The organism is Mycobacterium sp. NGS61 (genome assembly GCF_059812325.1).
Window position 1 is genome coordinate 167935 of the sequence record NZ_JCALCL010000007.1, and the last position, 26224, is coordinate 194158.

Sequence of the window (26224 nt, forward strand, 5' to 3'; positions counted from 1 at the left end):
CGAACAATGTCCGCTGCCGAGGTCTCCGACGAGGACTTCCGCGAGATCCTGGCGCAGACGCGCCACTTTGTCCGTACCGCAGTGGTGCCACGGGAGCAGGAGTTCCTCGACGACGACCGGGTGCCCGACGATCTGCGTGACCAGGCCACGAAGATGGGCCTGTTCGGCTACGCGATCCCGCAGGAATGGGGTGGTCTCGGGTTGAACCTGGTGCAGGACGTCGAAATGGCGATGGAGTTCGGCTACACCTCGCTGGCGCTGCGGTCGATGTTCGGCACCAACAACGGCATCGCCGGGCAGGTTCTCGTCGGGTTCGGCACCGACGAGCAGAAGTCGCGCTGGCTGGAAGCGATCGCCTCCGGTGACGTCGTCGCCTCCTTCGCGCTCACCGAGCCCGGCGCAGGCTCGAACCCGGCCGGACTGAAGACCAAAGCTGTTCGGGACGAGCAGGATTGGGTGATCGAGGGACAGAAGCGCTTCATCACCAACGCCCCCACCGCCGATCTGTTCGTGGTGTTCGCCCGCACCCGGCCAGCCGACGACAAAGGTCCCGGCATCGCCGTCTTCTTGGTCCCCGCCGATGCGCCGGGGGTCGAGGTGGGCGCCAAGGACGCCAAGATGGGTCAGGAAGGCGCCTGGACCGCCGACGTCAGCTTCACCGACGTCCGCGTCGACGACAGCGCCCTGGTCGGCGGTAGCGAGGACATCGGTTACCGGGCGGCGATGACGTCGCTGGCGCGCGGCCGGGTCCATATCGCGGCCCTCGCAGTAGGTGCCGCGCAACGCGCCCTGGACGAGTCGGTGGCCTACGCCGCGACCGCGACCCAGGGTGGCGCGCCGATCGGCAGCTTCCAGTTGGTGCAGGCGATGTTGGCTGATATGCAGACCGGGGTGCTGGCCGGGCGCGCGCTGGTCCGCGACACCGCGCGGGCCTGGGTCGCCGAGGAAGACCGGCGCATCGCACCGTCGGCGGCCAAGCTGTTCTGCACCGAAATGGCCGGCAGAGTGGCCGATCTCGCGGTGCAGGTGCACGGTGGCAGTGGCTACATGCGGGGGGTACCGGTGGAGCGCATCTATCGGGACGTCCGGCTGCTGCGACTCTACGAGGGCACCAGCGAGATTCAACAGTTGATCATCGGTTCGAATCTGGTGAAGGCGGCGCAGCGGGCGCGTTGACGCTGCGCCGGCGGCGACCGATTGCGAGTCACCCCCGCCCTGAGCGCAGCGTCAGATCAGCTGCAACGTCCCCAGATCGCGGATCGCCCGGCAACCCCGGGACAGCATGGTCAGCACCATGTCGTCGCCGCGCTCGGTGGAACTGGCGAAGGCAAAACCCAGCGCCGCGATCAACGGCGCCTGCACGACCCCGAGCCGGTAGTCGCGCCAACATGTTTCGCGGTCGTAGTCGGTGACTCCGTAACCCTGTAGCGCCCGGTGGTAATCGGCGACCAGATCTTCCTCCAGGCTCGCGCGCAGTGCCGAGTCCAAACTGGTCGCGGTGAAGTAGGCCAGATCCCGCGCCGGAAGACCCACGCCGAGAGTCTGCCAGTCGACGATGCTGATCCGCGTGTGCCCGGGATCGAACAACATGTTGTCCAGCCGGTAGTCACCGTGCAGCAGCGCGAATCGGTCATGCTCGGCCATCAGCCAGGGGGCCACTGAATTCATTGTCGCAGTAAATGTTTCGCGGTCCTCAGCACTCATCCGATCACCGAGCTTGGCTAGCGTGATCTCGGCACTCATCTTGGCCACCTCGCCCATACCCTGGGCCCCGGCCTGGTCCGGCCGGGCGAACGCGACGCCGGGGAATCCCAGCCAGAACGGATCACACCAGCTCGGTCCGTGCAGGCCGGCCAGCGCTGTCACCGCCAGTCGTGCCTCTTGCTCAGCGCAGCCCCGGAGCTGATCGCCCTGCACCGCCGGCGCCTGATCAGCCAACAGCAGCGCGTAATCCAGCGCGTCGGCACTGATCTCGCAGTAATAGCACCGCGGCGTCGGCACCTGCACCCGATCGACGGCCGACGCGTAGAAAGCACATTCGCTGCGGTACCCGATGACGACCCGGTCGCGCACGGCGTCGTCCTGGGCCGGCAGCTTGATCACGAAAGTCGGCGGCAGCCCCGCCGGCTCCGAGCCGTACCGCACGCTCACTCGGTAGGTGGCGCCCGTCTGCCCGGTGCCGATCGCCGTGACGTCGGCGTCGGTCACTTCGACGGCTGCACCACTGCGGCTCAGCACCGCCGACAGCCACTCGGCAGTCACATCGGTGGGGTACCGCGGGATCGACATCAGGACACTCATTACAGGCCTCCACCAGCAGTCGACAGCACCAGCCCATCGACTGTAAGTCATACCGCATGTCTTTCGGTACCCAGTCCGGGCCGGCGTCCTACTCAGCCAGAATCCGCCACTCCGCGGCTTCGTGCTGCTGACGCCAGAACTCGCTGAATCGCCCGCCGGCGGAGAGCAACTCATCGACGGCGCCGTCCTCGACCACGCGCCCGTTCTCCACGAACAACACCCGGTCCGCGTGGCGGATGCTGGCCAGCCGGTGCGCCACGATCACCCGGGTGTGCGACTCCGGCTCATCGGTCAGCGCGTCGACGACGGCGACCTCGTTCTCGTTGTCCAAGGCACTCGTCGCCTCGTCGACCAACAGGATCGGAGCGCCTTTGAGCAGTGCGCGCGCGATGCTCACCCGTTGCCGCTCGCCACCGGACAGCGCCGAACCTGCCTCGCCCACCACCGTCGCTGCTCCATCGGGAAGCCGGCCGATCAACTCGTCGACCCGGGCCAGCCGGAGGGCGCGGTCAAGGCGGTCCTCGTCGGCGCCGGGAGCACCGGCCAGCACGTTCTCGCGGATGGTCCCGTGGAAGAGATAGGGATGCTGGAAGACGACGCTGCTCGCGCCACGGCGCGCCGCGGCATCCAGGGTGACCGCGTCGACCCCGTCGATCAGCACCCGGCCGCGGGTGGGGTGATGCAGTCCGGCGATCAGCGCCAGCACCGTGCTCTTGCCGGAACCCGACGGCCCGACGATGGCGGTCGCGGTTCCCGGTTCCAGCGCGAAGCTGACGTTGTCCAACGCCGGATGGCTACTTTCGTCGTAACTGAAAGTGACACGGTCGAATTCGATGCGCGGCGCAGCCGGCGAGCCCAGCTCCCCGGTGCCCGCCCGGAGTTGCGGGGCGGTCAGCACCGAACGGATGCGGTCGAGGGTGGCGCGGGTGCTCTCCAACGCCGGTGCCAATTCGCTGACGGAGGTGAAGGGCTCCAGGTAGCGGGCCATCACCACGATCAGCGCGATGGCCTCAGGCACGGTGAGGGTGCCACCCACCGTCAAAGCCGTGGTGACACCGGCGAGCAGGATCAACGCTGCCTGGCTGGCGAAGCTGAACAGCAGCTGACCCGGAATCTGCATGCCCAGCAATCGCATCGTGGCGCTGTGTTGCGCGTTGAGTGCGTCGCCGACCATGCTGCGGGCCGGTTCCACCCGTCGCGCGGCACGCAAAGCCTGTTGGGTGCGGGCGAATTCGATGATGCGTTCGGTGAGCGCGCTGTTGGCCGCCCCGGCGGCGGCATCGGCCTTGCGCGACAACCGCACCGAAGCCCACAGCGCGCCCAGCATGAGCGGCACACCCGCCAGCGCGGCAGCCCCGAGTTGCCAGGAGATCGGCAACAGCACCAGAGCGATGACCGCGGGCAGCAGCACCGCGCTGATCAGCGGCGTCAGCAGGTTGACCACCAGACCGACGAGTTCAGGTCCGGTCGAGGCGATGGCTTGCCGTGCAGCCGCGGTGTTTTCGGCGGTGAACCAGTCCAGCCGGACATCGGATAGCCGGTCGGCCACGTCGTGCTGGGTGTGGTCCAGCACTGCGAAACCCAGGTCGAACCCGATTCGCGCGGTCGTGGTGTCGATCATCCAGCCGAGCACGGTCGCCGCGGTCAGCCAGCCCAGCCACCCCAGCGCGCGTTGCGGGGTGTCGCCGAACAACGCCCCCACCAGCGGTACCAGCAACACCGTAGCCACCGCCCGGATCACCACCGAGACGAAAGTCAGTGTGGCATAGGCGATCACTCTGCCACGATGAGCGGCCGGTACCAGACTGAGCCAGGTGCGGATCATCGTGTCACCTCCTGCCCGACGCTGACGGCGGGCCGCCCGGTATCCCAGAGCCGACGGTAGCGTCCGTCGGCGGCCAGCAGTTGGTCGTGGGTGTCGCGTTCGACGATGCGGCCGTGGTCAAGCACGACGATCTGATCCGCCCCGGTGATGGTGTGCAACCGGTGCGCGATCACCAACACGGTGCGGTCCTTGGTCAACCGGTTGAGTGCCTGTTGCACAAGGTATTCCGATTCCGGGTCCGCATAGGCGGTGGCTTCGTCCAGGATCAGGACCGGCGTGTCGGCCAGGATGGCGCGGGCGATGGTCAGCCGTTGCCGTTCCCCGCCGGACAGCGCGCTGCCGGCGCCCAGCACCGTGTGGTAGCCCTGCGGCAGGCGCAGGATGCGGTCGTGGATCTGCGCCTCGCGCGCCGCGCCCTGGATCTGCTCGAGGGTGGCGTCCGGCACGGCGAGCGCGATGTTTTCGGCGACCGTTCCGTGCACCAGTTGCGTCTCCTGCAGCACAAACCCGACCCGGGTGTAGAGCTCGTCTGCGGTCAGCGACCTGATGTCGTTGCCGCCCACCCTTATCGAGCCGTCCTGCACGTCATGGAACCTCGCCAGTAGTGCGGCGAGCGTGGACTTTCCGGATCCGGAGGGCCCGACCAGCGCGGTGACCGTACCCGGGTGCAATTCCAGTGATACGTCGCGGATCACCGGCACATCCGGCCGGTAGCCGAAGCTGATCGCATCGAACACCACGCTCGCGTCGGAGGCCCGGGGCGGCGACGCTGCGACGGTGAGTTCTGGTTCGGCAAGGGCGATCTGCAGCCGCCGCGCGGCCAGCATCCCACCCCGGATACCACCGAGGCCGTAACCGATGCCGAGCAGTCGGGCGCCGAACGTGGTGCCCAACAACAAGAACGGCAACAGATCCACCGGATTCATCTGATTGGTGACCACCAGCAGCGTGCCGGTGGTCGCGATGAGCCACAGGAACGTCGCGGGTCGGGTGGCCAGATCCATCAGCGTCTTCTTGCCGGTGAACGGGCGCTGCCAGGCGACGAGGAAACCAACGTACTGGTCCAGCAGACGCCGAAAGCTGGATGCCGCAGCGCCACCGAAAACCCGGATGACCGGCTGGCCCTCCAGATACGCGCCCGCTTCGGTGTTCATCCGCTCCGCCCACCGCTGGGCCTGGGCGATCCGCGGCCCGGATTGGACCAGCATCACCGACATGGTCACCAGGTAGACCAGAACGGGAATGAACAGCACCAGCGCCACGCGCCAGTCGACCACGAACAGATAGATCAGCACCGCCACCGGCGCCACGACTGCGTTGACCGCATCAGGGATCGCGTGGGTGACCAGGTAGTGCAGCGACAGGGTGTCGTCCTGGACCAGTTGCTTGATCGACCCCGACCCACGCGCGGTGAACCAGCCCAGCGGCAGCCGGGACAGCTTGGCCAGCAACCGCGACCGCAGCTCGGTGGCGAACCGTGCGTCGACGACGTGCAGCCACAACGTCAGCGCGGCACCGAGCAGGACACCCAGGCCCAGCAGGGAGACCGCCCACAGGCCGAGGTTCCACAGCCGGGATTCGTCGGCGCCGGCGACCAGCAGCCGGGCCAGCTCGACCAGCAGCACGAAGGGCGCCAGCTGCACCAGCGTGACAATGCCCTGCAATACCCCGGAGGCGATCAACGCCGAGCGCAGCGGAGCCAGCAGCTCACCGGCGGCCTGCGCACGCCAGCGACCTCGCCGCGGCGTTTCCGGCTGTGTCACAACATCTTCGGATTCAGTGCGGGTCGCAAGCTCCGGTGTGTCGACGACGTCCTGCTGGTCGCCGCGGCGTTTGCCCATCTCCTTGCCCGCGCTCCAGTACGCCTGTGCGTGGATCTCGGACTTGGGGAAGCCGAAATCGTCGCGCAACCGTTTGCGGACGTTCTTGAGCGCGTTGGCTTCCGGCGTGGCCCAGCAGTACCAGTTCGACCAGTCCCGGCTTTCGATCGCGTTGGCCAGCGACCTCTCGTCGCGTCGGGGCACCCAGTGCACCCGCAGCCGGGGGTGCGGCGCGATCGGGATGAGCCGATCGTTGTCGTCGTGCTGCTCGAGGTACATCTCGATCGGCACCTCGTCCGGAACGGTCCCGATGATCCCGTTCATCCCGGGAATGGACGCCGAGTCGCCGACCAGCAGATAACCGGCCGGCTGTTCCTCAGGGCGGTCGAAACGCGTGGAGCCCATCAGCACCATGACGGCGATGCTCGCGCCGGGCTGCACATCGCGGGCCCAACTCGAGGCGGGGCCGGCCGGTTCGTGCAACACCATATCGACGGCGAAACGACCGGTGGACGGGTCGGCCTCGGAAAGTGTGTAGGCGCGCTGGAATTCGGTCTTGGAGCCCTTCGGGTCGGGAAACCAGAATCGCAGCCAGGCGGCCGGCTCGGGCTCGACCTCGTCGAACAAGGTCTCTGATTCCATCCGCACTCGGACGAAATGCGGTGCGATCATTACGGTCTCGCGAACCGTTGCCGAATGATCGCGCGCCCCATAGCTTTTCATTACGACGCCGGATAAACCGCGTGCCATCAACGGTCCTCTCCCGCGACGGCGTGATCCGCCGCGACTTCCACTATTGGCCGGCCGGGCGGAATTTCGGCCACCAGACCCCGAATCGACGCGGCCAGCAACAGCCGCACGTACTGCGTACTCGACAGCTCCGGCAACCCGCGGTATGCCGAACCCAACCGCGGGTGACCTGTCAACCGTTCGGCAACGGCGTCGCGTTCCTGCGCGAACCGCATGGCCTGTTCGCCGCCGGTGCTGCTGGTGTTGCTCACCTCGCGGGCCGCCAGACTGAGCGCCAGCGTCGCCACGGCGCTGCCCAGCACCATGGCCGCATCCGTGGTGTACCCGCGCCGCTGCAACGAGTTGACTTCGGCGACCAGCAGCTCGACCCCGGCGTCACCGCGGGGGAACAGGACCTGCAGGTAAGACGCCAGCCCGGGATGGTCCACAGTGAAGTGCCACAGCTGCAGCCCGAATGCGAGCAGGTGCTGCTCGATGCCGTGACTCGGATCGTCGATCAGCTCGAGTTCGGCGAGCAGACTCTCACCCACCAGGCGCTCGAGCGCCCAACGGCTTTCCACATGCCGATACAAGGCGGTGGCCGACACGTTCAACTGCGCGGCGACGGCGTTGATGCTCAGCCGTTGCATCCCCAGCTCGCGTCCGACACGAATCACGTCGTTCACCGTGATGAGTGGTGGACGGCCACCCACCCGCGCTGTCGCGGTCTTCATCAGCTGCCACCCCGAGCTAGTAAGTTACCCCCACAAACTAAGGGTTACCTTACCGATGGTCAAACTGAGGCGCGCTACAGCCCCTTGGGCGCGTCCCGGACAGCCGCAACCGCCGCCTCGTCACCGTCGAAGTCGACGCGAGCCTGCCGACCGACCGCGAACAACAGCAGTTCTGCAGGGTCGCCGGTCACTGTGACAGCGGGACCGTGACCCGCGATCAGCACCGTCTTGCCGTCGTCGGTGCGCAGCGCGACCCGACCGGGCACCTTGGCCAACGTCAGCCGGCCCATCAACGGCAGGGTCCGGCGCAGGCCGGCGACCAGTTTCGGTTCCAGATCGCGGGGCTCCCAGTCCGCGCTGGCACGCCGCACATCCTCGTGGTGAATAAAATATTCGGCGACGTTGGCCACCGCGTCGATGAGCTTGAACGGCGAGTACTTGGGTGGACCGGCTGCGATCTTGTCCACCAGGTCTTCCCAGTCCGTCTCCTGCGCGACCTTGTTCTGCAACCGCTCGGTGTGACCGGCGAAGAACGGGATCAGGATGCCTGGTGCGGCATCTGCCCGGTATTCGCGGATCACCAGGTGGGCCGCCAGATCCCGGGTGGCCCACCCCTCGCACAGCGTCGGCGCATCGGGCCCGGTGCTTCGAATGGTCTCGACCAGAGCAGCGCGCTCTCGCTGGGCAACCGACATGTGTGCCTCCGTTCTGGTGCGGGCGGAGGGACTCGAACCCACACGCTCTTCCGAGCACCGGCACCTAAAGCCGGCATGTCTGCCAATTTCATCACGCCCGCGACGACGCCGATCGTACCGCTCCCCCTACCGACGAACCGGCCGACAGGGTGCCGCGCGGTACCGTCATGGGGTGTCCATCCAGGCTCCTCGTCGACGGCGCCACCGTCCCGCGTTGATCGCACTGGTGATCCTTGCGGCGTGCGGCTGCCTGGCATTGGGGTGGTGGCAGTGGACCAGATTCCAGTCGGTGTCCGGTAGCTACCAGAACCTCGGCTACGCCCTGCAGTGGCCGCTTTTCGCCTGGTTCTGGGTCTATGCGTATCGCAACTTCGTCCGCTACGAAGATGCGCCGCCCGAGCCGCGCAACGCGGCCACCGAGATCCCGCCCGGCCTGCTGCCCGAGCGTCCCAGACCCGAACCGCAGCAGCCCGATGATCCCGCCTTGCGCGAGTACAACGCATACCTGGCCGAGTTGGCCGAGCACGACGCTGACAAGCAGAACAGGACCACTGCATGAGCACACCCGAGACTCCGCCGGCCGAACGCAGCGCGTCGATCTTCCCCGTCGCGAAGATCCGCACCGCGTTGACGGCGTACCGGATCATGGCGTGGATCACCGGTATCTGGCTGATCGCATTGTGCGGCGAGATCGTCTCGCACCTGGTGTTCAAACACGAGATCCGCTGGATCGAGGTCGTGCACGGCTGGATGTACTTCGTCTACATGCTGGCGGCGTTCAATCTCGCCATCAAGGTTCGCTGGCCGATCGGCAAGACGATCGGTGTGCTGCTGGCCGGCACCGTCCCGATCCTGGGAATCATCGTCGAGCGTCGTCAGAGCCGCGAAGTCAAGGCGCAGTTCAACATCTGACCGCGACTAAGCCAACCGCTGCAACGCGGGCAACAACTGAGCCAGCGCACGTCCGCGGTGCGAGGATGCGTCTTTCTCGGCCGGGGTCAGTTGTGCGGCGGTGCGCCCGTCCGAGCCATCGGGGACGAAGACCGGGTCGTAGCCGAACCCGCCGTCCCCCCGGGGCTCCCGGGCGATGACGCCGGGCCACTCGCCGCGCACCACCACTTCATCGGATTCCGAGACCAGGGCGCACGCGGAGACGAACACCGCACCGCGCCGCTCGTCGGGCACGTCGCCGAGTTGCGCGAGCAGCAACGCGGTGTTGGCGGCGTCGTCGCCGTGGGTTCCGGACCACCGGGCCGACAGCACACCGGGCATCCCATTCAGCGCGGCGACCTCCAGCCCGGAGTCGTCGGCGACGCTGGGCAAGCCGGTCGCGGTGAATGCGTCGCGGGCCTTGGCCAGTGCGTTGTCCTCGAAGGTCGCGCCGGTCTCGGGGGCCTCGTCGAACGGCGCCACCTCGTCCAGCGACACCAGCGTCACCCCGGACAGCCCGGCGCCGTCCAGCACCCGTTGCAACTCGGCCAGCTTCTTGCGGTTGCGGCTGGCCACCAGTAACCGTGATGTGCGCAAGCGCGGCGAAGCCGGGCGCAGCGGCTCATCACCGTCCGGCTCCGATGTGCGCAAGCGCGGCGAAGCCCGGCGCAGCGGCTCATCACCGTCCGGCTCCGATGTGCGCAAGCGCGGCGAAGCCGGGCGCAGCGGCTCATCACCGTCCGGCACGCTCAGCTGCCGAACGCCTTCGGCTGCTGCGCGCCTCCGGGCAGCTCCTTGGGATACGGCAGCGCCAACGCCTCGCGCTGGGCGTTGAACAACTCGTCACAGGCGCTGAGCGCCAGGTCGAGCAGCTTGTCCAGGGTCGACCGGGGGAATGTCGCACCTTCGCCGGTGCCCTGCACTTCCACCAGTGTCCCGGTGTCGGTAGCGACGACGTTCATGTCCACCTCGGCGCGTGAGTCTTCCTCATAGGGCAGGTCGACGCGCACCCGGCCATCGACCACCCCGACGCTCACTGCCGCGATCGCGCACGACAGCGGCCGGGGATCGGAGAGCTTGCCGGCGGCGGACAGGTAGGTGACCGCGTCGGCCAGCGCCACGTAGGCGCCGGTGATCGCAGCCGTGCGGGTGCCGCCGTCGGCCTGCAGCACGTCGCAGTCGACGGCGATGGTGTTCTCCCCGAGCGCGGCCAGGTCGATACACGCACGCAGTGATCGGCCGACCAGGCGACTGATCTCCTGGGTGCGCCCGCCGATGCGCCCCTTCACCGATTCGCGGTCGGAGCGGGTGTGGGTGGCCGAGGGCAACATCGCGTATTCGGCGGTGAGCCAGCCCAGCCCCGATCCCTTACGCCAGCGCGGCACGCCTTCGGTCACGCTGGCGGTGCACAACACCTTGGTGTGGCCGAATTCAATGAGCACCGAACCCGCTGGATTCTCGGTGAATCCCCTGGTGATGACCACCGGACGAAGCTCGTCGTCAAGGCGGCCGTCTTCTCGTTTGGACACGATGCCCAGACTAGCCGTCAGCGTTGGCGGTCAGAGACGGGCCGCGGGTGCCGGAATCGCTAGCCAGCCTGCCGGATCTCGAACGTCTCTCCGGGTACCACCGCGTGCACCGGACCGTCGAACTCGGCCTTGGCCTCGCTGATCACGTCCTCCCGCGACGTCCACGGCGGGATGTGCGTCAGCAGCAACTCGCGGACCCCGGCGCGGGCTGCGGCCCGGCCGGCCTCGGTGCCGGACAGATGCAGTGCCGGCGGGTGTTTGGGCGAGTGCGTCCAGGACGCCTCGCACAGAAAGACGTCGGCGTCGCGCGCCAGTTCGACGAGTTGGTCGCATTCCCCGGTGTCACCGCTGTACACCAGCGACGCCCCGGACGGGTCGGTGAAACGCAGACCGAACGACTCCGTCGGATGCGCCACCAGGCGCGGCGTCACGGTGAGCGCGCCGATCGACGCCGGTTCCCGGTCCACCCAGTGGCGTACCTCGAAGATGTCCGAGCAGTCGTCGATCTCGCCGCCGTAGGGCGACGACGCCGCTCCCAGCCGCGACCAGGTGTCGCTGGGCCCGTACAGCAACGCCTTGCCGGCGGGCCGCGATGTCGGGTGATAGCGGCGCCATACGAACAGGCCGGGCAGGTCCAGGCAGTGGTCCGCGTGCAGATGCGAGAGCAGGACGTGCACCGATCCGGGATCAGCGTGGCGCTGCAGCGCGCCGAGAACACCTCCGCCGAAGTCGATGACAAGCGGCGGGGTGTCCGGTGCCCGAAGTAGATAACCCGACGCGGGCGAATCCGGACCCACGACGCTACCGGAGCATCCGAGCACGGTTAATCGCACGGACACCACTGTGCCATGCCCGATACCACGATGGGGAAAACATCGCCGCATTGTTCGACCAGAATCATCGGCATACCGCCTAGTGAACGCGTGTGGGACGGGCCGGGTCGACGCCGGTGACGGCGGGACCCAGGAAGCGGGCCGCCAGCGCAACGAACGCCTCGGGATCACCGGTGGCTTCGAACATCCGCGATGGCCCGGGGACGCCCGGACCGTCCGGGTGCTCGCGCAACAGGTCCAACTCGGTCAGCACGCGCAGCACCTGCTTGGCGGTCTCCTCGGCGCTCGAGACCAGGGTGACGTTGTCCCCCATCACCAGCTGGATCAGTCCCGACAGCAACGGATAGTGGGTGCAGCCCAGCACCAGCGTGTCGACCTCGGCGCGCTGCAGCGGCTCCAGATAGCCCTCGGCCAGGCCCAGCACCTGACGACCGCTGGTGACGCCGCGCTCGACGAAGTCGACGAACCGCGGGCAGGCCACCGCGGTGATCTCGGTGTCGCGGGCCGCGGCGAACGCGTCCTGGTAGGCGTGCGAGGTGATCGTCGCACGGGTGCCGATCACCCCGATGCGGCCGTTGCGCGTGGTGGCCACCGCGCGGCGCACCGCCGGCAGGATCACTTCGACGACGGGCACGTCGTAGCGTTCCCGCGCGTCCCGCAGACAAGCCGCCGAAGCCGAGTTGCAGGCGATCACCAACACCTTGACGCCGCGGCTGACCAGATCGTCTCCGATGGCCAGTGCGTGCGCGCGGATCTCCGGAATGGGCAGCGGACCGTACGGGCCGTTGCCGGTGTCCCCCACGTAGATGATGTCCTCGTCGGGCAACTGGTCGATGATCGCGCGCGCGACCGTCAGCCCGCCCACGCCGGAGTCGAAGATTCCGACCGGCGACAGCGGCGAACTCATGACTTCATATGCGGCGCCCGCTGGGATCGCTTGCGCTCGCGGGCCTTGCGCTCCGGGGCCGACAACAGATACGCCGCGATGACGCCGGCGACCGCGCCACACAGGTGCGCCTGCCACGACACGCCACCGCACATGTGCAGCCGCGGCAGGGCGCCGAGCAGCACGCCGCCGTAGACGAACAACACCGCCACCCCGATCAGAATGTCCCGCATCCGACGCACGAAGAACCCGAACACCAGCAGGAAGGACAGCCAGCCGAAGATCAGGCCGGAAGCCCCGATGTGGTCGGTCGGCCCGCAGCTACTCCCGACGTTGCCGATCAGCCAGGTGCCGAAGCCACCCAGGATCCACACGACCGCGGTGGCCCAGACGAACCGCGACAGCCCGGCCAGCGTCATCAGGAAACCCAACACCAGCATCGGCACCGTGTTGGCGATGAGGTGCTGCCAGTTCGCGTGCAGCAGCGGCGCGAACAGGATGCCCCACAGACCGTCGGTGGTCTGCGGCCTGATGCCGTTATGGTCCAGCCGACCTCCGCTGAGCTGGTCGATCAACTCGACCACGTACAACAGGGCGACGAACGTGATGATTGTGGTCGCACCGACCACCCAGCCGGGCTTCTGCTGTCTGGCCGGAACCTTCGAACTCATGCCCATAGCTGCCCTTTCAGAGCGTTTTCGGCATCACCAGGCTACCGGCGCCGGCCACCTGTCGCGTCATGCGTGGCGCTCAGCCCCCGGCGACGGCGGGCAGGATGGTGATCGAGTCGCCGTCGGCGATTGGGGTGTCCAGTCCTCCGGAGAACCGCACGTCCTCGTCGTTGACGTAGATGTTGACGAACCGGTGCAGCTTGTCCCCGTCGATCAGGCGATCGGAGATGCCCGAATAGTTGGCTTCCAGATCCCGGATGACCGCGCCGAGCGTGTCACCGGTCGCCGAGACGCGCTTCTGGCCGCCGGTGTGCGGACGCAGGATGGTCGGGATGGACACGTGGACGGTCATGCGGGCCTTTCGTGACGTGGACGGGATCAGTATTGCGCAACGATGTCGACGGGTTCTTCGGTGACGACGCCGTCCACAATCCGGTAGCTGCGCAGCTCGTGACAGTCCGGATCGCGGGTGGACACCAGCACGTAGTGCGCGTCGGGTTCGGCGGCCAGGTCGATGTCGGTCCGGCTGGGATACGCCTCGGTCGCGGTGTGCGAGTGATAGATGACGATCGGCGCCTCGTTGCACGCTTCGAGTTCGCGCCACACCCGGAGCTGCTCGCCGGAGTCGAATCGGTAGAAGGTCGGCGAGTGCTCGGCGTTGGCCATCGGGATGTGCCGCTCGGGACGGTCGCGGGATTCCGGACCGGCCAGCAGGCCACAGGCTTCGTCGGGATGGTCCCGGCGGGCGTGCGCGACCATGGCGTCGACGAGATCGGCCCTGATCACCAGCACGCTGTCATCTCCGGAACGCTCCGGGCAGCACGTCGCGGTAGGCCGGGACGCCGGCGACCGATTCGGCCGCGATCACCCCGTCAAGCACTGCGCGCGCCAGACAGTCCGCGGCCGCCGCCCCCACCGCGGTGAGCAGGCCGGTTTCCGGCGACATGGCGGCCGGGGTGTTCGCCGAGGGCGGCACCTCGACCGCACCGGTGGCCAACGCGAAAACCGTGTCGCCGTCCAGCGGGGTGTGCGCCGGGCGCAGCGTACGTGCCAGGCCGTCGTGCGCGGCGATCGCGACCCGCCGGCACGCGGCGGGGCTCAGCGCGGCGTCGGTCGCGACCACCGCGATCGTCGTATTCAACTCGCTCAACGGCGACGGCAACTGCGCCAGCGCATCGACCTGCTCGGGCGGTGGCGGGCACAGCGCGAACTCGCTGATCAGTTCGCTCGGCCACGGCAGACCGGTGGCCGGGTCGACGGCTTCGCCCGTAGCGTTCACCACCACCAGCGCGCCCACCGTCACCCCCGACGGCAGGCTCACCGACGCCGTCCCCACGCCGCCTTTGAGCACACCGACCCGGGCCCCGACTCCGGCGCCGACAATCCCGACCGGCGGCGACGCGTCGTCGGCCGCCTGGCAGGCCTGGTAACCGAACTCGGCCGTCGGCCGGCAATCCCAGCCGCCCACCGGCAGATCGAAGATCACCGCTGCCGGCACGATCGGTACCACTCCCCCGTCCATCGCCACGCCGCGTTGCTGTTCCTCCAGCCAGCGCATCACGCCGTCGGCGGCGGCCAGACCGTAGGCGCTGCCACCGGACAGCAACACCGCATCCACGTAGCGCACGCTGTTGACCGGGTCCAACAGATCGGTCTCGCGGGTACCGGGCGCACCACCGCGACAGTCGACCGCGCCGACGGTGCCCGGCGGCGTCAACACCACGGTGCAACCGCAGGCCCACCCGGAGCCCAGCGATGCGTCGGGGTCCAGCCGGTGGTGATGTCCGACGCGGATACCGCCCACGTCGGTGATGGAGCTCATCGCGGCCCCATCAACACCAGCACCAGGTATTCCTGCAACACCGTCAGCCACTGGTAGACGTCGTAGTGCGCGGCCAGCGGGTGGTCGGCCGGTAGGCGTTCGGGACCCTGCGGGCCGATTTCGAGCATCACGCCCAGGGTCAGCCGCAGATCGTTGACGGCCGCGATCCAGGCGTTGGCGCCCTCCTCGGTCAGCTCGAACCGGCCGCCGTTGCCCGGCAGAGTGTCCAACAACTGTTGGGCGGCAACACGTTTGGCGTCGATGATCTCCGGCTCGTGCACACTTCGCAACGCCGCGTTCAGCGTCTCGGAGGCTTCGAGAGTCAGCGGGTCGGCCCCGTCGCGCCGATAGAAGTCCGGCAGCAACCGCCCGAGCGTCGGATCGCCCGGGCGCTCGGAATGCCCGGTCTTGATGCCGGTGATCTCCTCGAGCTCGTCGGACGGCGAGGTGGATTGGCGCTCGTCGAGCAACCCGATCATCGCGCCCACCAGATTCTTCAACAGCGCCGCCTCGTGCGGGGCGAGCGACGACCGAAAACGGGGACCGCTGCGCGTCTCGACGCGCTTCCATTTGCGCACGATGTGTTCCGGCCGCCCCGGGTCTCAGCGGTCCTGCTGCATCGTCGCCCACAATCCGGCGGCATGCAGCTTGGATACGTCGACTTCCATGGACTCCCGGCTACCCGACGACACCACGGCCTTGCCCTCGTTGTGCACCTGCAGCATCAACTTGGTGGCATGGGGCTCGCTGTAGCCGAACAGCTTCTGGAACACATACGTCACGTAGGTCATCAGATTGACGGGATCGTCCCAGACGATGGTGACCCACGGGCTCGTCGTAGCCTCGACCGGCGCGGATTCGCGCTGCCCGGTGCTACCCGGCTTGGCCGGCGCTATCGCAACCACCATGGGGCAAGGATACCGAGAGCACACCGGGGCAGTCAGCCGATACCGTTGGCGACGTGAATGACTCGGCATTAGCTGGGCTGCTGACCGACAAATACGAATTGACCATGCTGGCGGCGGCGCTGCGCGACGGCACCGCCCACCGCCGGACCAGTTGGGACCTGTTCGCCCGCCGGTTGCCGGCGGGCCGCCGCTACGGCGTGGTAGCCGGAACCGGCCGCCTGCTGGAAGTCTTGCCGCAGTTCAGATTCGATGACGACGCCTGCGATCTGCTGGCCGGGTTCCTCGATCCCGACACGGTGGACTATCTGCGGGACTTCCGCTTCGGTGGCGACATCGACGGTTACGCCGAGGGCGAGCTGTATTTCCCGCACTCTCCGGTGTTGTCGGTGCACGGCAGCTTCGCCGAATGCGTGCTGCTGGAGACCCTGGCGCTGTCCATCTTCAATCACGACACGGCGATCGCGTCGGCCGCAGCGCGCATGGTCTGCGCGGCGGGCAACCGGCCGGTGATCGAGATGGGCACCCGGCGTACCCACGAACGCGCCGCGGTCGCGGCGGCCCGTGCCGCCTACCTGGCCGGCTTCGCCGGCAGCTCCAATCTGGAGGCCCACCGACGGTACGGCGTGCCCGCGGTGGGGACCGCCGCGCACGCGTTCACCATGGTTCATACCGGGCGGGACGGGCCCCAAGAGTTGGGCGCTTTCCGGGCGCAGGTCGATGCGCTGGGGCCCGGCACCACGCTGCTGGTCGACACCTATGACGTGACGACGGGGGTGGCCAACGCGGTAGCAGCCGCGGGACCGGAGTTGGGTGCGGTCCGTATCGATTCGGGCGATCTCGCGGTGCTTGCCCACCAGGTGCGCGCTCAACTCGACGATCTCGGCGCCCCGCGGACCCGCATCGTGTTGACCGGCGACCTCGACGAATTCTCCATCGCCGGCCTGCTCGCCGCACCGGTCGACAGCTACGGCGTGGGCACCTCGCTGGTTACCGGTTCGGGGGCGCCGACGGCCAGCATGGTCTACAAACTCGTTGAGGTGGACGGCATTCCGGTGCAGAAGCGCAGCAGCCAGAAGCAGTCGCACGGCGGTCGCAAGGCGGCGCTGCGGTTGGCGCGGCCGACCGGCACCATCACCGAGGAGATCGTGCATCCGGCGGGGCGCGCACCCGGCATCGACGAGCCGCACCGGGTGTTGACCACCCCGCTGGTCCGCGCGGGTCGGGTGGTCGCCGCCGAGGACCTCGCCGCGGTCCGTGAGCGGGTGGCCGCGGGGTTGCGTAGCCTGCCCTGGGAGGGCCTGAGTTTGTCGCCCGGCGAACCGGCGATACCGACCCAGATCATCCCGGCCTGACGGTGTCTGAGGCCGAAGCGGTCGGGGCGCTGCTGGCCACCGCCGTGGCGGCGCTCGGCGGCAGTGCGCGCCGCGGCCAGCAGGAGATGGCGGCTGCGGTCGCGCAGGCCTTCGCCACGGGTGAGCACCTGGTGGTGCAGGCCGGCACCGGCACCGGCAAGTCGCTGGCATATCTGGTCCCGTCGATCCTGCGGGCGGTGAGCGACGACGAACCCGTGGTGGTGTCGACAGCGACGATCGCGCTACAGCGCCAGCTCGTCGACCGCGACCTGCCCCGGTTGACCGACGCGCTGGCCGACGCGCTGCCGCGCCGGCCGACGTTCGCCCTACTCAAGGGACGACGAAACTACCTGTGTCTGAACAAGATCCATGGTTCTCTGCATACCGAGGATTCCGATGCACCGCAGGAGGAACTGTTCAATCCGATGGCGGTCAGCGCGCTGGGCCGCGACGTGCAACGCCTCACCGAATGGGCGGAGACAACCGAGTCCGGTGACCGCGACGACCTCAAACCCGGTGTACCGGACCGGTCCTGGGCACAGGTCAGCGTTTCGGCGCGGGAATGCATCGGCGTGGCCCGGTGCCCGTTCGGCACCGAATGCTTCTCGGAACGGGCCCGGGGGCGCGCCGGCGGGGCCGATGTCGTCGTCACCAATCACGCACTGCTGGCCATCGACGCGGTGTCCGACTCGGCCGTACTGCCCGAACACCAGTTGCTGGTCGTCGACGAGGCGCACGAGCTGGCCGATCGCGTGACCTCGGTGGCGACCGCGGAACTGACGTCGGCGACGCTGGGAGTGGCCACCCGACGCATCGCCCGCCTGGTGGCTCCCGAGCTGGTCCAGCGCCTGGAAGCGGCTTCGACGACTTTCGCGTCAGCGATCCACGAAGCCCGGCCCGGCCGTATCGACCACCTCGACGACGAGTTGGCGACCTACCTGACCGCGCTGCGCGACGCCGCTGCCGCGGCCCGCTCGGCGATCGAAGGCACCAGCGATGCAAGGGCGGCCGCGGCGCGCGCGGAGGCCGCGGCAGCGTTGCTCGAGATCTCCGACACCGCCGCTCGAGTCCTCGTCTCGTTCGGCCCGGCCCTGGTCGACCGCACCGACATTGTCTGGCTCGACCACGAGGACAACCGCGGTGCACCGCGCGCAGTGCTGCGGGTGGCTCCCCTGTCGGTGGCCGGGTTGCTGGCCAGCCACGTGTTCACCCGGTCGACGACGGTGTTGACGTCGGCGACGCTGACGGTCGGCGGGACATTCGATGCGATGGCCGCGGCCTGGGGACTGAGCGGCGAGTCGTCCTGGCGCGGCCTTGACGTCGGATCGCCGTTCCAGCATGCGAAATCCGGCATCCTCTATATCGCCGCGCATCTCCCGCCGCCAGGCCGGGACGGCACCGGATCGGCTGAGCAGCTGGCCGAGATCGCCGATCTGATCACCGCCGCCGGTGGCCGCACGCTGGGGTTGTTCTCCTCGATGCGCGCGGCCCGGGCCACCGCCGAGGTGATGCGCGACCGGTTGTCCACCCCGGTGCTGTGCCAGGGTGACGACAGCACCTCAGCGTTGGTGGAGCAGTTCAGCGCCGATCCGGCCACGTCGCTGTTCGGCACGTTGTCGTTGTGGCAGGGCGTCGATGTGCCGGGGCCGTCGCTGTCGTTGGTGCTGATCGACCGCATCCCGTTTCCGCGGCCGGACGATCCGCTGCTGAGCGCACGTCAGCGCGCGGTCGCCGCCCGCGGCGGCAACGGCTTCATGGCCGTCGCGGCCAGCCATGCGGCGCTGCTGCTGGCGCAGGGGTCGGGCCGGCTGCTGCGCCGGGTCAGCGACCGCGGCGTGGTGGCGGTGCTGGACTCGCGCATGGCCACCGCACGCTACGGCGAGTACCTGCGTGCCTCGCTGCCGCCGTTCTGGCAGACCACCAACGCCGGGCAGGTCCGCGCGGCGCTCACCCGCCTGGCGCGAGCAGACGCAAAAGCACCCTAAAACGCCGTTTTTCCGGGGCCTTTGCGTCTGCTCGCCGACAGCTACGCGAGCGTGACCAGCCCTAGTTCGCTGCTATCGGCCAGCATCGGATGCCGCGGCAGCACCCGCACGGTGTAGCCCAGCGCACCGGCCATCGGCAGCGGCGTCGTGGTGGAGAACACCTGGTTGCCCCCGTCGGCGCTGCCGGCGTAGGTCATTCCCAGCACGATCGGATCCTGCAGCACGTCGCCGGCATCGACCCGGCCCAGCAGCGCCTGCACCGCTACCTCGTCGGGCGACAGTCCGGCCAGTTGCACAGTCGCGGTCAGCGTCAGCTTCGACCCGAGCAGCGGGCTGTCGGGCAATCCGGTGCTGTCCACGTCGGTGATGTGGATTTTCGGCCAAGCCGCTTCGGCGCGGCGCCGGTACGCGGCGAGCTCGCGCGCCGCGTCGAACTCGTGGCCGCCGTCGGGAGCGGCGACCGTGCGGCGCAGCGACTGGGCCGCCGGGGTGTAGTACTGCTCGACGTAGTCGGTGACCATCCGCGATGCCAGCACCTTGGGTCCGAGGGTCTGCAACGTGTGCCGCACCATCTCGATCCAGCGCGGCGGCGTGCCGTGCTCGTCACGTTCGTAGAATTTCGGTGCCACCGCCTGCTCGAGCAGGTTGTACAGCGCGGTCGCCTCCAGGTCGTCGCGCCGGTGTTCATCGGCCACGCCGTCGGCAGACGGTATCTCCCAACCGTTTTCGCCGTCGTACCACTCGTCCCACCAACCGTCGCGGATGGACAGATTCAGGCCGCCGTTGAGGGCGCTTTTCATGCCGGAGGTGCCACAGGCCTCCAGCGGCCGCAGCGGATTGTTCAGCCAGACATCGCAGCCCCAATAGAGCAGCCGGGCCATCGACATGTCGTAGTTCGGCAGGAAAGCGATGCGGTGGCGCACCTCCGGTCGATCGGCGAACCGCACCACCTGCTGGATCAGCGCCTTGCCGCCGTCGTCCGCCGGGTGCGACTTGCCGGCGACGATCAGCTGGATCGGCCGGTGCTCGTCAAGCAGCAGCCGCTCCAGCCGAGCCGGATCGCGCAGCATCAGGGTCAACCGCTTGTAGGTCGGAACCCGTCGGGCGAAGCCCATGGTAAGCACATCCGGATCGAATGCGGTTGCGATCCAACTCAATTCGGCTTCTGATGCGCCGCGCTCCAGCCACGACCTGCGCAGCCGAGCCCGGACGTCCTCGACCAGCAGCGCCCGCAGTTCGCATCGGATCCACCACAGGTGCCCCGGGTCGACCTGCTGTAGCCGCAACCAGACGGCCGGTCCGCTGAACGAATCCGATCCGGCCAGCTCGCGGCCCAGCTGTAACCACTGCGGCGCCGCCCAGGTGCGGGCGTGCACCCCGTTGGTGATCGACCCGATCGGCACCTCACCGGCGTCGAATCCGGGCCACAGTTCGTTGAACATGGCGCGACTGACCTGACCGTGCAGCAGCGATACGCCGTTGGCGCGCTGCGCCAGCCGCAGGCCCATATGCGCCATGTTGAACTTGGTCGGGTCGTCCTCGGCGCCCAGCGCCAGGACCCGGGCGGTGGGCACCCCGGGCAGCAGTTTCGGGACGCCGTCGCCCTGGTCGTCGAAGTAGCGCCGCACCAGGTCCACCGGGAACCGGTCGATGCCCGCCGGGACCGGGGTGTGGGTGGTGAACACCGTGCTCGACCGCACCACCGTCAGCGCGGTGTCGTAGTCCAGGCCCGATTCGGTGACCAGCTCGCGGATACGCTCGACCCCGAGGAAGCCGGCGTGACCCTCGTTCATGTGGAAGACCTCCGGGGCCGGCAGCCCCTCGACGGCGGTGAAGGCGCGAATCGCGCGGACCCCGCCGATCCCGGCCAGGAGCTCCTGGACCATGCGGTGTTCCTGGTCGCCGCCGTACAGCCGGTCTGTCACGCCGCGCAACTCGTGCTCGTTCTCCGGGACGTCGGAGTCCAGCAGCAACAGCGGCACCCGGCCGACCTGCGCGACCCAGACCCGCGCCCGCAGCTGTGCGGAATCCGGTAAGGCCAGCTCGACCAGCACCGGACTGCCGGCGGCGTCGGTGAGCAACCGCAACGGCAGTCCCTGCGGGTCCAGCGACGGGTAGGTCTCCTGCTGCCAACCGTCCGCGGTCAACGACTGGCGGAAGTACCCGGAGCGGTAGTACAACCCGACCGCGATCAGCGGCAGCCCCAGATCGGATGCGGATTTCAGGTGGTCGCCGGCCAGAATTCCGAGACCGCCGGAGTAATTGGGCAGCACTTCGGCGACACCGAACTCCATCGAGAAATACGCGATCCCAGTGGGCAGGGCTGCCTCGTCTCCCTGTTGCTGATACCACAGCGGCCTGGTCAGATAGTCGTTCAAGTCGGCGGCGAGTGCGTCCAGTCGACGCAGGAAATCCTCATCGAGCGCCAATTCGTCTAGACGCGCGGGCTTGACGGCGCCGAGCACCGCCACCGGATCGTTGCCGCACCTGGACCACAGCTCAGCGTCGATGGACGCGAACAGATCCTGGGTGGATTTCTCCCACGACCAGCGCAGGTTCGTCGACAGCTGGTCCAGCGCGGCGAGTCGGTCGGGAAGGTGAGCACGGACGGTAAAGCGGCGGAGGGCTTTCACGCATTTCAACCTTACTGAGGTTTTGCCAGGCTGCAGCCTTCCGCCGGGAACGCCTCGACAGTCGGCTTCGACACCTTCGGTGTAGTCCGACACTAGGGTGGGTATGGGCGCAAAGAGGCCAACAGACCGACCCAGAACGACACCCCGATGACCGACCGACGCGCCGACCGGGGTGAACAGCTCAGGAATATTCCGGCCACGATGCGGCCCAGGGCCGGGCCGCCACGCAGCCGGGCAGCCGGACCCTCCAGCGACAATGCAGCGCAGCAGGGGCCGCACATCGGATGGGAGTGATTGGTGCCCGGTCGTGTCGAGATCGACGACGTCCAGCCCGTGGTCTCGTGTGGTACGTACCCCGCCAAAGCGGTGGTCGGCGAGGTGATCCCGGTCAGTGCCGCGGTGTGGCGAGAGGGCCATGACGCGGTGGCAGCCACGCTGGTGGTGCGCTATCTGGGGACGCGCTACCCGCAAGTGACCGAAGGGCGCGGGGTCAAGTCCGCCCCGGATAGCGAGGGGTCCGAGCGCGATAGCCCGCTGCGCCTGCCGATGGCGCTCGGCCTGGAACCATATGTCTTCCACGGCCAGTTTGCGCCCGACCGGGTTGGCTTGTGGGCGTTCCGGGTCGAGGGCTGGGGTGATCCGATCCACACCTGGCGGCACGGGTTGACGGCGAAACTCGATGCAGGCCAAGGCGAGAGCGAACTGTCCAACGACTTACTGGTCGGCGCCGCGCTGTTCGACCGCGCGGCCGCGGGGGTGCCCCGCCAGCAACGGGAACCGCTGTTGGCCGCGGCGGCGGCGCTGCGGACGCCAGGTGACCCGATCACCCGCACCGCGTTGGCGCTCGCTCCTGAGATCGAAGACCTGCTCGACGCGTTCCCGTTGCGGGAGTTGGTCACTCGCGGAGAGCAGTTCGGCGTCTGGGTGGACCGGCCGCTGGCCCGTTTCGGTTCGTGGTACGAGATGTTCCCGCGCTCGACCGGCGGCTGGGACGCTGAGGGCAACCCGGTGCACGGCACCTTCGCCACCGCGGCGGCCGCGCTGCCCCGGATCGCCGCGATGGGTTTCGACATCGTCTACCTGCCGCCGATCCACCCGATCGGCAAGGTGCACCGCAAGGGCCGCAACAACAATCCCACCGCCGCGCCCGGAGACGTCGGGTCGCCGTGGGCGATCGGCAGCGACGAAGGCGGCCACGACGCAGTGCATCCAGAGCTCGGGACCATCGACGATTTCGATGACTTCGTCGCCGCCGCCCGCGACCTGGGCCTGGAAGTTGCTCTGGACCTGGCGCTGCAGTGCGCGCCGGACCATCCGTGGGCCCGCGACCACCGCAACTGGTTCACCGAGCTGCCCGACGGCACCATCGCATACGCGGAGAACCCGCCCAAGAAGTACCAGGACATCTATCCGATCAACTTCGACAATGACCCGGCCGGCCTCTACGACGAGGTGCTGCGCGTGGTGCGGTACTGGATCGACCACGGCGTCAAGTTCTTTCGGGTCGACAACCCGCACACCAAGCCGCCGAACTTCTGGGCCTGGTTGATCGGCCAGGTCAAGTCGGTCGACCCCGACGTGTTGTTCCTGTCCGAGGCGTTCACTCCGCCGGCTCGCCAGTACGGCCTGGCCAAGCTGGGCTTCACCCAGTCCTACAGCTATTTCACCTGGCGCACGGCCAAGTGGGAACTCACCGAGTTCGGCAACGACATCGCCAGACTCGCCGACTTCCGCACCCCCAACCTGTTCGTCAACACGCCGGACATCCTGCATGCGATCCTGCAACACAACGGGCCGGGCATGTTCGCCATCCGTGCGGTGCTGGCCGCGACGATGAGCCCGGCGTGGGGGGTGTACTCGGGATACGAGCTGTTCGAGCACCGCGCGGTGCGCGAAGGCAGCGAGGAGTACCTGGATTCGGAGAAATACGAATTGCGTCCGCGCGACTTCGCGGCTGCGCTGGCCGAAGGGAATTCGCTGGAGCCGTTCATCACCCGGCTCAACGAGATCCGCCGCCTGCATCCTGCGCTGCAGCAGCTGCGCACCATCCATTTCCACCACTTGGACAACGACGCCCTGCTGGCCTTCAGCAAGTTCGACGCGGCTACCGGTGACTGCGTGCTGGTGGTGGTGACGCTCAACGCGTTCGGACCCGAGGAGTCGACGCTGTGGTTGGACATGGAGGCGTTGGGTATGGAGCCCTACGAACGGTTCTGGGTGCGCGACGAGATCACCGGTGAGGAATATCAATGGGGGCAAGCCAATTACGTCCGCCTCGATCCGGGCCGGACAGTGGCGCACATCGTGAACATGCCGGTCATACCCGACGAGGCCCGACGCACCCTGCTGCGCAGGAGGTGACAGGAAATGAATCGAACTGATCTCGCCACGGCACACCTGGCGCCCGACCCCGCCGAGTTGGACCGGTTGACGGCAGGCGTGCATCACAATCCGCACAGTGTCCTGGGCGCCCACGAATACGGCGATCACACGGTGGTCCGGACCTTCCGCCCGCACGCGACCAGCGTGGTCGCGTTGGTCGGCGACCAGCGATTCCCGTTGCAGCACATCGGTTCCGGATTGTTCGCGGTCGTGCTGCCCTTCGTCGACCTGGTCGACTACCGGTTGGAAGTGACCTACGGAGATCCTCGAGGCGCCGCCCCACATGTTGTTGCCGACGCCTACCGGTTCCTGCCCACCCTCGGCGAAGTGGACCTGCACCTGTTCGCCGAGGGCCGCCACGAACGGCTCTGGGAAGTGCTCGGCGCTCATCCCCGATCTTTCACCACGCCCGACGGGGTGGTCGACGGGGTGTCCTTCGCAGTGTGGGCGCCGAATGCCAACGGAGTCAGTCTGATTGGTGAGTTCAACGGATGGACGGGCAACGACGCCCCGATGCGCACGCTGGGCTCCTCGGGCGTATGGGAATTGTTCTGGCCGGACTTTCCCGTCGACGGCCTCTACAAGTTCCGCGTGCACGGCGCCGACGGAGTGGTGTCCGACCGCGCCGACCCGTTCGCCTTCGGCACCGAGGTGCCGCCGCAGACCGCGTCGCGAGTGACGGTGAGCCAGTACACCTGGACCGACGACGAGTGGATCGCCCGCCGCGCGCAACGCAACCCGGTGTTCGAGCCGATGAGCACCCTGGAAGTGCATCTGGGCTCGTGGCGGCCCGGCCTGACCTATCGGCAGCTCGCCCATGAGCTGACCGAATACGTTGTCGAACAGGGTTTCACCCACGTGGAGCTGTTGCCCGTGGCCGAGCATCCGTTCGGCGGGTCGTGGGGGTACCAGGTCACCTCGTACTATGCGCCGTCCTCCCGGTTCGGCACACCCGACGAGTTCCGAGCGGTGGTGGACGCCCTGCACCGAGCGGGTATCGGCGTCATCGTGGACTGGGTGCCGGCCCACTTCCCCAAGGACTCGTGGGCGCTGGGCCGGTTCGACGGAACGCCACTCTACGAGCACTCCGACCCCAAGCGCGGCGAGCAACTGGATTGGGGCACCTACGTTTTCGACTTCGGCCGACCAGAGGTACGAAACTTCCTGGTGGCCAACGCGTTGTACTGGCTCGACCAGTTCCACATCGACGGGCTGCGGGTGGATGCGGTGGCTTCGATGCTCTACCTGGATTATTCGCGTCCGGCCGACGGTTGGACGCCGAACATCTACGGCGGGCGGGAGAATCTGGAGGCGGTGCAGTTCCTGCAGGAGATGAACGCCACCGCACACAAGGCCGCGCCGGGCATCGTCACCATTGCCGAGGAGTCGACGTCGTGGCCGGGTGTCACCCGCCCGACGAACCTTGGTGGCCTTGGCTTTTCGATGAAGTGGAATATGGGCTGGATGCACGACACGCTCGACTACCTCAGCCGTGATCCCATCTATCGCAACTATCACCACCACGAGATGACGTTCTCGCTGTTGTATGCCTTCAGCGAGAACTACGTGCTGCCACTGAGTCACGACGAGGTGGTGCACGGCAAGGGCACGCTGTGGGGCCGGATGCCGGGCGACAACCACGCCAAAGCGGCCGGGTTGCGCAGCCTGCTCGCCTACCAGTGGGCCCACCCGGGCAAGCAACTGCTGTTCATGGGTCAGGAGTTCGGGCAACGTGCCGAGTGGTCCGAGGAACGCGGCCTGGACTGGTGGCAGCTCGACGAGCAGGGATTCTCCAACGGGACACTGCGATTGGTGCGCGACCTGAACGGCATCTACACCAGCCACCCGGCGCTGTGGAGTCAGGACACCACCCCGGAGGGCTACTCCTGGATCGATGCCAATGACTCGGCCAACAACGTGTTGAGTTTCCTGCGTTACGGCAGCGACGGTTCGGTGCTGGCGTGTGTGTTCAACTTCGCCGGTGCCGAGCACGCCAACTACCGGATGGGCCTGCCCGCCGCCGGCCGCTGGCGCGAGGTGCTCAACACCGATGCGACGGTCTACAACGGCTCGGGGATCGGCAATCTCGGTGGCGTGGATGCCACCGAGGACCCCTGGCACGGACGCCCCGCGTCGGCGGTGATGGTGCTGCCGCCGATGTCGGCGTTGTGGCTGGAACCCGAGTAACC

Annotated in this window: 23 protein-coding genes and 1 tRNA gene; 7 read left to right on the forward strand and 17 right to left on the reverse strand. The window is 68.0% G+C overall.

All coding sequences use genetic code 11. The annotated features are described in order from the left end of the window. Positions 1–6: 6 nt before the first annotated feature. Positions 7–1176, forward strand: a complete 1170-nt coding sequence (locus AC5Y3Z_RS16555) for an acyl-CoA dehydrogenase family protein (RefSeq protein WP_463826579.1) — start codon at positions 7–9, stop codon at positions 1174–1176. A 51-nt stretch (positions 1177–1227) separates the two neighbouring features. On the opposite strand, the gene AC5Y3Z_RS16560 is transcribed toward AC5Y3Z_RS16555, so the two are convergent. The 6 genes from AC5Y3Z_RS16560 to AC5Y3Z_RS16585 all read right to left on the reverse strand — a co-directional run bounded on the left by AC5Y3Z_RS16560 (position 1228) and on the right by AC5Y3Z_RS16585 (position 8205). After that, a complete protein-coding gene (locus tag AC5Y3Z_RS16560; protein ID WP_463826580.1) occupies positions 1228–2301 on the reverse strand; it encodes a phosphotransferase family protein in 1074 nt (357 codons plus the stop codon). 88 nt (positions 2302–2389) lie between these two features. Beyond that, positions 2390–4126 (reverse strand): ABC transporter ATP-binding protein, encoded by a 1737-nt coding sequence (locus tag AC5Y3Z_RS16565; RefSeq protein WP_463826581.1) that lies wholly within the window; start codon positions 4124–4126, stop codon positions 2390–2392. Then, the gene (locus tag AC5Y3Z_RS16570) at positions 4123–6696 is read right to left on the reverse strand and encodes an ABC transporter ATP-binding protein/permease (protein WP_463826582.1); all 2574 of its coding nucleotides are present in this window, start codon (positions 6694–6696) and stop codon (positions 4123–4125) included. Before AC5Y3Z_RS16570 ends, AC5Y3Z_RS16565 begins: the two co-directional genes overlap by 4 nt. Then, a complete protein-coding gene (locus AC5Y3Z_RS16575; RefSeq protein ID WP_463826583.1) occupies positions 6696–7409 on the reverse strand; it encodes a TetR/AcrR family transcriptional regulator in 714 nt (237 codons plus the stop codon). The genes AC5Y3Z_RS16570 and AC5Y3Z_RS16575 overlap by 1 nt, the downstream gene beginning before the upstream one ends. 74 nt (positions 7410–7483) lie before the next feature. After that, the gene (locus AC5Y3Z_RS16580) at positions 7484–8104 is read right to left on the reverse strand and encodes a TIGR03085 family metal-binding protein (protein WP_463826584.1); all 621 of its coding nucleotides are present in this window, start codon (positions 8102–8104) and stop codon (positions 7484–7486) included. A 14-nt stretch (positions 8105–8118) separates the two neighbouring features. Next, positions 8119–8205: transfer RNA gene (locus tag AC5Y3Z_RS16585), tRNA-Leu, on the reverse strand. A 71-nt stretch (positions 8206–8276) separates the two neighbouring features. Here AC5Y3Z_RS16585 and AC5Y3Z_RS16590 point away from each other — a divergent pair. Then, positions 8277–8663 (forward strand): hypothetical protein, encoded by a 387-nt coding sequence (locus AC5Y3Z_RS16590; RefSeq protein WP_463826585.1) that lies wholly within the window; start codon positions 8277–8279, stop codon positions 8661–8663. Next, positions 8660–9016, forward strand: a complete 357-nt coding sequence (locus AC5Y3Z_RS16595; RefSeq protein ID WP_463826586.1) for a DUF3817 domain-containing protein — start codon at positions 8660–8662, stop codon at positions 9014–9016. The genes AC5Y3Z_RS16590 and AC5Y3Z_RS16595 overlap by 4 nt, the downstream gene beginning before the upstream one ends. Positions 9017–9022: 6 nt before the next feature. Here AC5Y3Z_RS16595 and rdgB read toward each other — a convergent pair whose 3' ends face one another. From rdgB to clpS, 10 genes are all read right to left on the reverse strand, one after another. Continuing rightward, positions 9023–9631, reverse strand: coding sequence for an RdgB/HAM1 family non-canonical purine NTP pyrophosphatase (rdgB, locus tag AC5Y3Z_RS16600; RefSeq protein WP_463826802.1), 609 nt, complete (start codon positions 9629–9631; stop codon positions 9023–9025). Between the two features lie 152 nt (positions 9632–9783). Continuing rightward, positions 9784–10563, reverse strand: a complete 780-nt coding sequence (gene rph, locus AC5Y3Z_RS16605) for a ribonuclease PH (protein WP_463826587.1) — start codon at positions 10561–10563, stop codon at positions 9784–9786. Positions 10564–10622: 59 nt separating this feature from the next. Further along, positions 10623–11402, reverse strand: a complete 780-nt coding sequence (locus tag AC5Y3Z_RS16610) for a cyclic nucleotide-degrading phosphodiesterase (protein ID WP_463826588.1) — start codon at positions 11400–11402, stop codon at positions 10623–10625. Between the two features lie 73 nt (positions 11403–11475). Then, positions 11476–12303 (reverse strand): glutamate racemase, encoded by an 828-nt coding sequence (murI, locus tag AC5Y3Z_RS16615; protein WP_463826589.1) that lies wholly within the window; start codon positions 12301–12303, stop codon positions 11476–11478. Beyond that, on the reverse strand, positions 12300–12953 hold the full coding sequence (locus AC5Y3Z_RS16620; protein WP_463826590.1) for a rhomboid family intramembrane serine protease: 654 nt from the start codon (positions 12951–12953) through the stop codon (positions 12300–12302). The genes murI and AC5Y3Z_RS16620 overlap by 4 nt, the downstream gene beginning before the upstream one ends. Before the next feature lie 79 nt (positions 12954–13032). Continuing rightward, positions 13033–13305, reverse strand: a complete 273-nt coding sequence (locus AC5Y3Z_RS16625; protein ID WP_463826591.1) for a MoaD/ThiS family protein — start codon at positions 13303–13305, stop codon at positions 13033–13035. Positions 13306–13331: 26 nt separating this feature from the next. After that, positions 13332–13745, reverse strand: coding sequence for a M67 family metallopeptidase (locus AC5Y3Z_RS16630; protein ID WP_463826592.1), 414 nt, complete (start codon positions 13743–13745; stop codon positions 13332–13334). A gap of 4 nt (positions 13746–13749) precedes the next feature. Beyond that, entirely contained in the window at positions 13750–14775 is a 1026-nt protein-coding gene (locus tag AC5Y3Z_RS16635; RefSeq protein ID WP_463826593.1) for a P1 family peptidase, read from the reverse strand. After that, positions 14772–15353, reverse strand: coding sequence for an oxidative stress transcriptional regulator AosR (gene aosR, locus AC5Y3Z_RS16640; protein ID WP_463826594.1), 582 nt, complete (start codon positions 15351–15353; stop codon positions 14772–14774). The genes AC5Y3Z_RS16635 and aosR overlap by 4 nt, the downstream gene beginning before the upstream one ends. Positions 15354–15377: 24 nt before the next feature. Then, complete coding sequence (clpS, locus tag AC5Y3Z_RS16645; RefSeq protein ID WP_055579620.1) at positions 15378–15683, reverse strand: ATP-dependent Clp protease adapter ClpS; 306 nt, start codon at positions 15681–15683, stop codon at positions 15378–15380. 53 nt (positions 15684–15736) lie between these two features. Here clpS and AC5Y3Z_RS16650 point away from each other — a divergent pair, with 53 nt between their 5' ends. Continuing rightward, a complete protein-coding gene (locus tag AC5Y3Z_RS16650; protein ID WP_463826595.1) occupies positions 15737–17035 on the forward strand; it encodes a nicotinate phosphoribosyltransferase in 1299 nt (432 codons plus the stop codon). Between the two features lie 2 nt (positions 17036–17037). After that, entirely contained in the window at positions 17038–19020 is a 1983-nt protein-coding gene (locus tag AC5Y3Z_RS16655) for an ATP-dependent DNA helicase (RefSeq protein ID WP_463826596.1), read from the forward strand. Between the two features lie 41 nt (positions 19021–19061). Here the strand turns inward: AC5Y3Z_RS16655 and glgP are convergent, their stop codons facing one another. Continuing rightward, positions 19062–21653 carry an alpha-glucan family phosphorylase gene (gene glgP, locus AC5Y3Z_RS16660; RefSeq protein ID WP_463826597.1) on the reverse strand — a complete coding sequence of 864 codons (2592 nt, stop codon included), beginning with the start codon at positions 21651–21653 and terminating at the stop codon, positions 19062–19064. A gap of 297 nt (positions 21654–21950) precedes the next feature. On the opposite strand from glgP, the gene AC5Y3Z_RS16665 reads away from it, so the two are divergent. Further along, positions 21951–24014, forward strand: coding sequence for an alpha-1,4-glucan--maltose-1-phosphate maltosyltransferase (locus AC5Y3Z_RS16665; protein WP_463826598.1), 2064 nt, complete (start codon positions 21951–21953; stop codon positions 24012–24014). A gap of 6 nt (positions 24015–24020) precedes the next feature. Continuing rightward, positions 24021–26222 carry a 1,4-alpha-glucan branching protein GlgB gene (gene glgB, locus AC5Y3Z_RS16670; RefSeq protein WP_463826599.1) on the forward strand — a complete coding sequence of 734 codons (2202 nt, stop codon included), beginning with the start codon at positions 24021–24023 and terminating at the stop codon, positions 26220–26222. The last annotated feature ends 2 nt before the right edge of the window (positions 26223–26224 follow it).

Coding starts and splice junctions, on each gene's coding strand:
- AC5Y3Z_RS16555 (WP_463826579.1), top strand. CDS start 7: ATGTCCGCTGCCGAGGTCTCCGACGAGGACTTCCGCGAGATCCTGGCG.
- AC5Y3Z_RS16560 (WP_463826580.1), bottom strand. CDS start 2,301: ATGAGTGTCCTGATGTCGATCCCGCGGTACCCCACCGATGTGACTGCC.
- AC5Y3Z_RS16565 (WP_463826581.1), bottom strand. CDS start 4,126: ATGATCCGCACCTGGCTCAGTCTGGTACCGGCCGCTCATCGTGGCAGA.
- AC5Y3Z_RS16570 (WP_463826582.1), bottom strand. CDS start 6,696: ATGGCACGCGGTTTATCCGGCGTCGTAATGAAAAGCTATGGGGCGCGC.
- AC5Y3Z_RS16575 (WP_463826583.1), bottom strand. CDS start 7,409: ATGAAGACCGCGACAGCGCGGGTGGGTGGCCGTCCACCACTCATCACG.
- AC5Y3Z_RS16580 (WP_463826584.1), bottom strand. CDS start 8,104: ATGTCGGTTGCCCAGCGAGAGCGCGCTGCTCTGGTCGAGACCATTCGA.
- AC5Y3Z_RS16595 (WP_463826586.1), top strand. CDS start 8,660: ATGAGCACACCCGAGACTCCGCCGGCCGAACGCAGCGCGTCGATCTTC.
- murI (WP_463826589.1), bottom strand. CDS start 12,303: ATGAGTTCGCCGCTGTCGCCGGTCGGAATCTTCGACTCCGGCGTGGGC.
- AC5Y3Z_RS16620 (WP_463826590.1), bottom strand. CDS start 12,953: ATGAGTTCGAAGGTTCCGGCCAGACAGCAGAAGCCCGGCTGGGTGGTC.
- AC5Y3Z_RS16625 (WP_463826591.1), bottom strand. CDS start 13,305: ATGACCGTCCACGTGTCCATCCCGACCATCCTGCGTCCGCACACCGGC.
- AC5Y3Z_RS16635 (WP_463826593.1), bottom strand. CDS start 14,775: ATGAGCTCCATCACCGACGTGGGCGGTATCCGCGTCGGACATCACCAC.
- clpS (WP_055579620.1), bottom strand. CDS start 15,683: ATGGTGGTTGCGATAGCGCCGGCCAAGCCGGGTAGCACCGGGCAGCGC.
- glgB (WP_463826599.1), top strand. CDS start 24,021: ATGAATCGAACTGATCTCGCCACGGCACACCTGGCGCCCGACCCCGCC.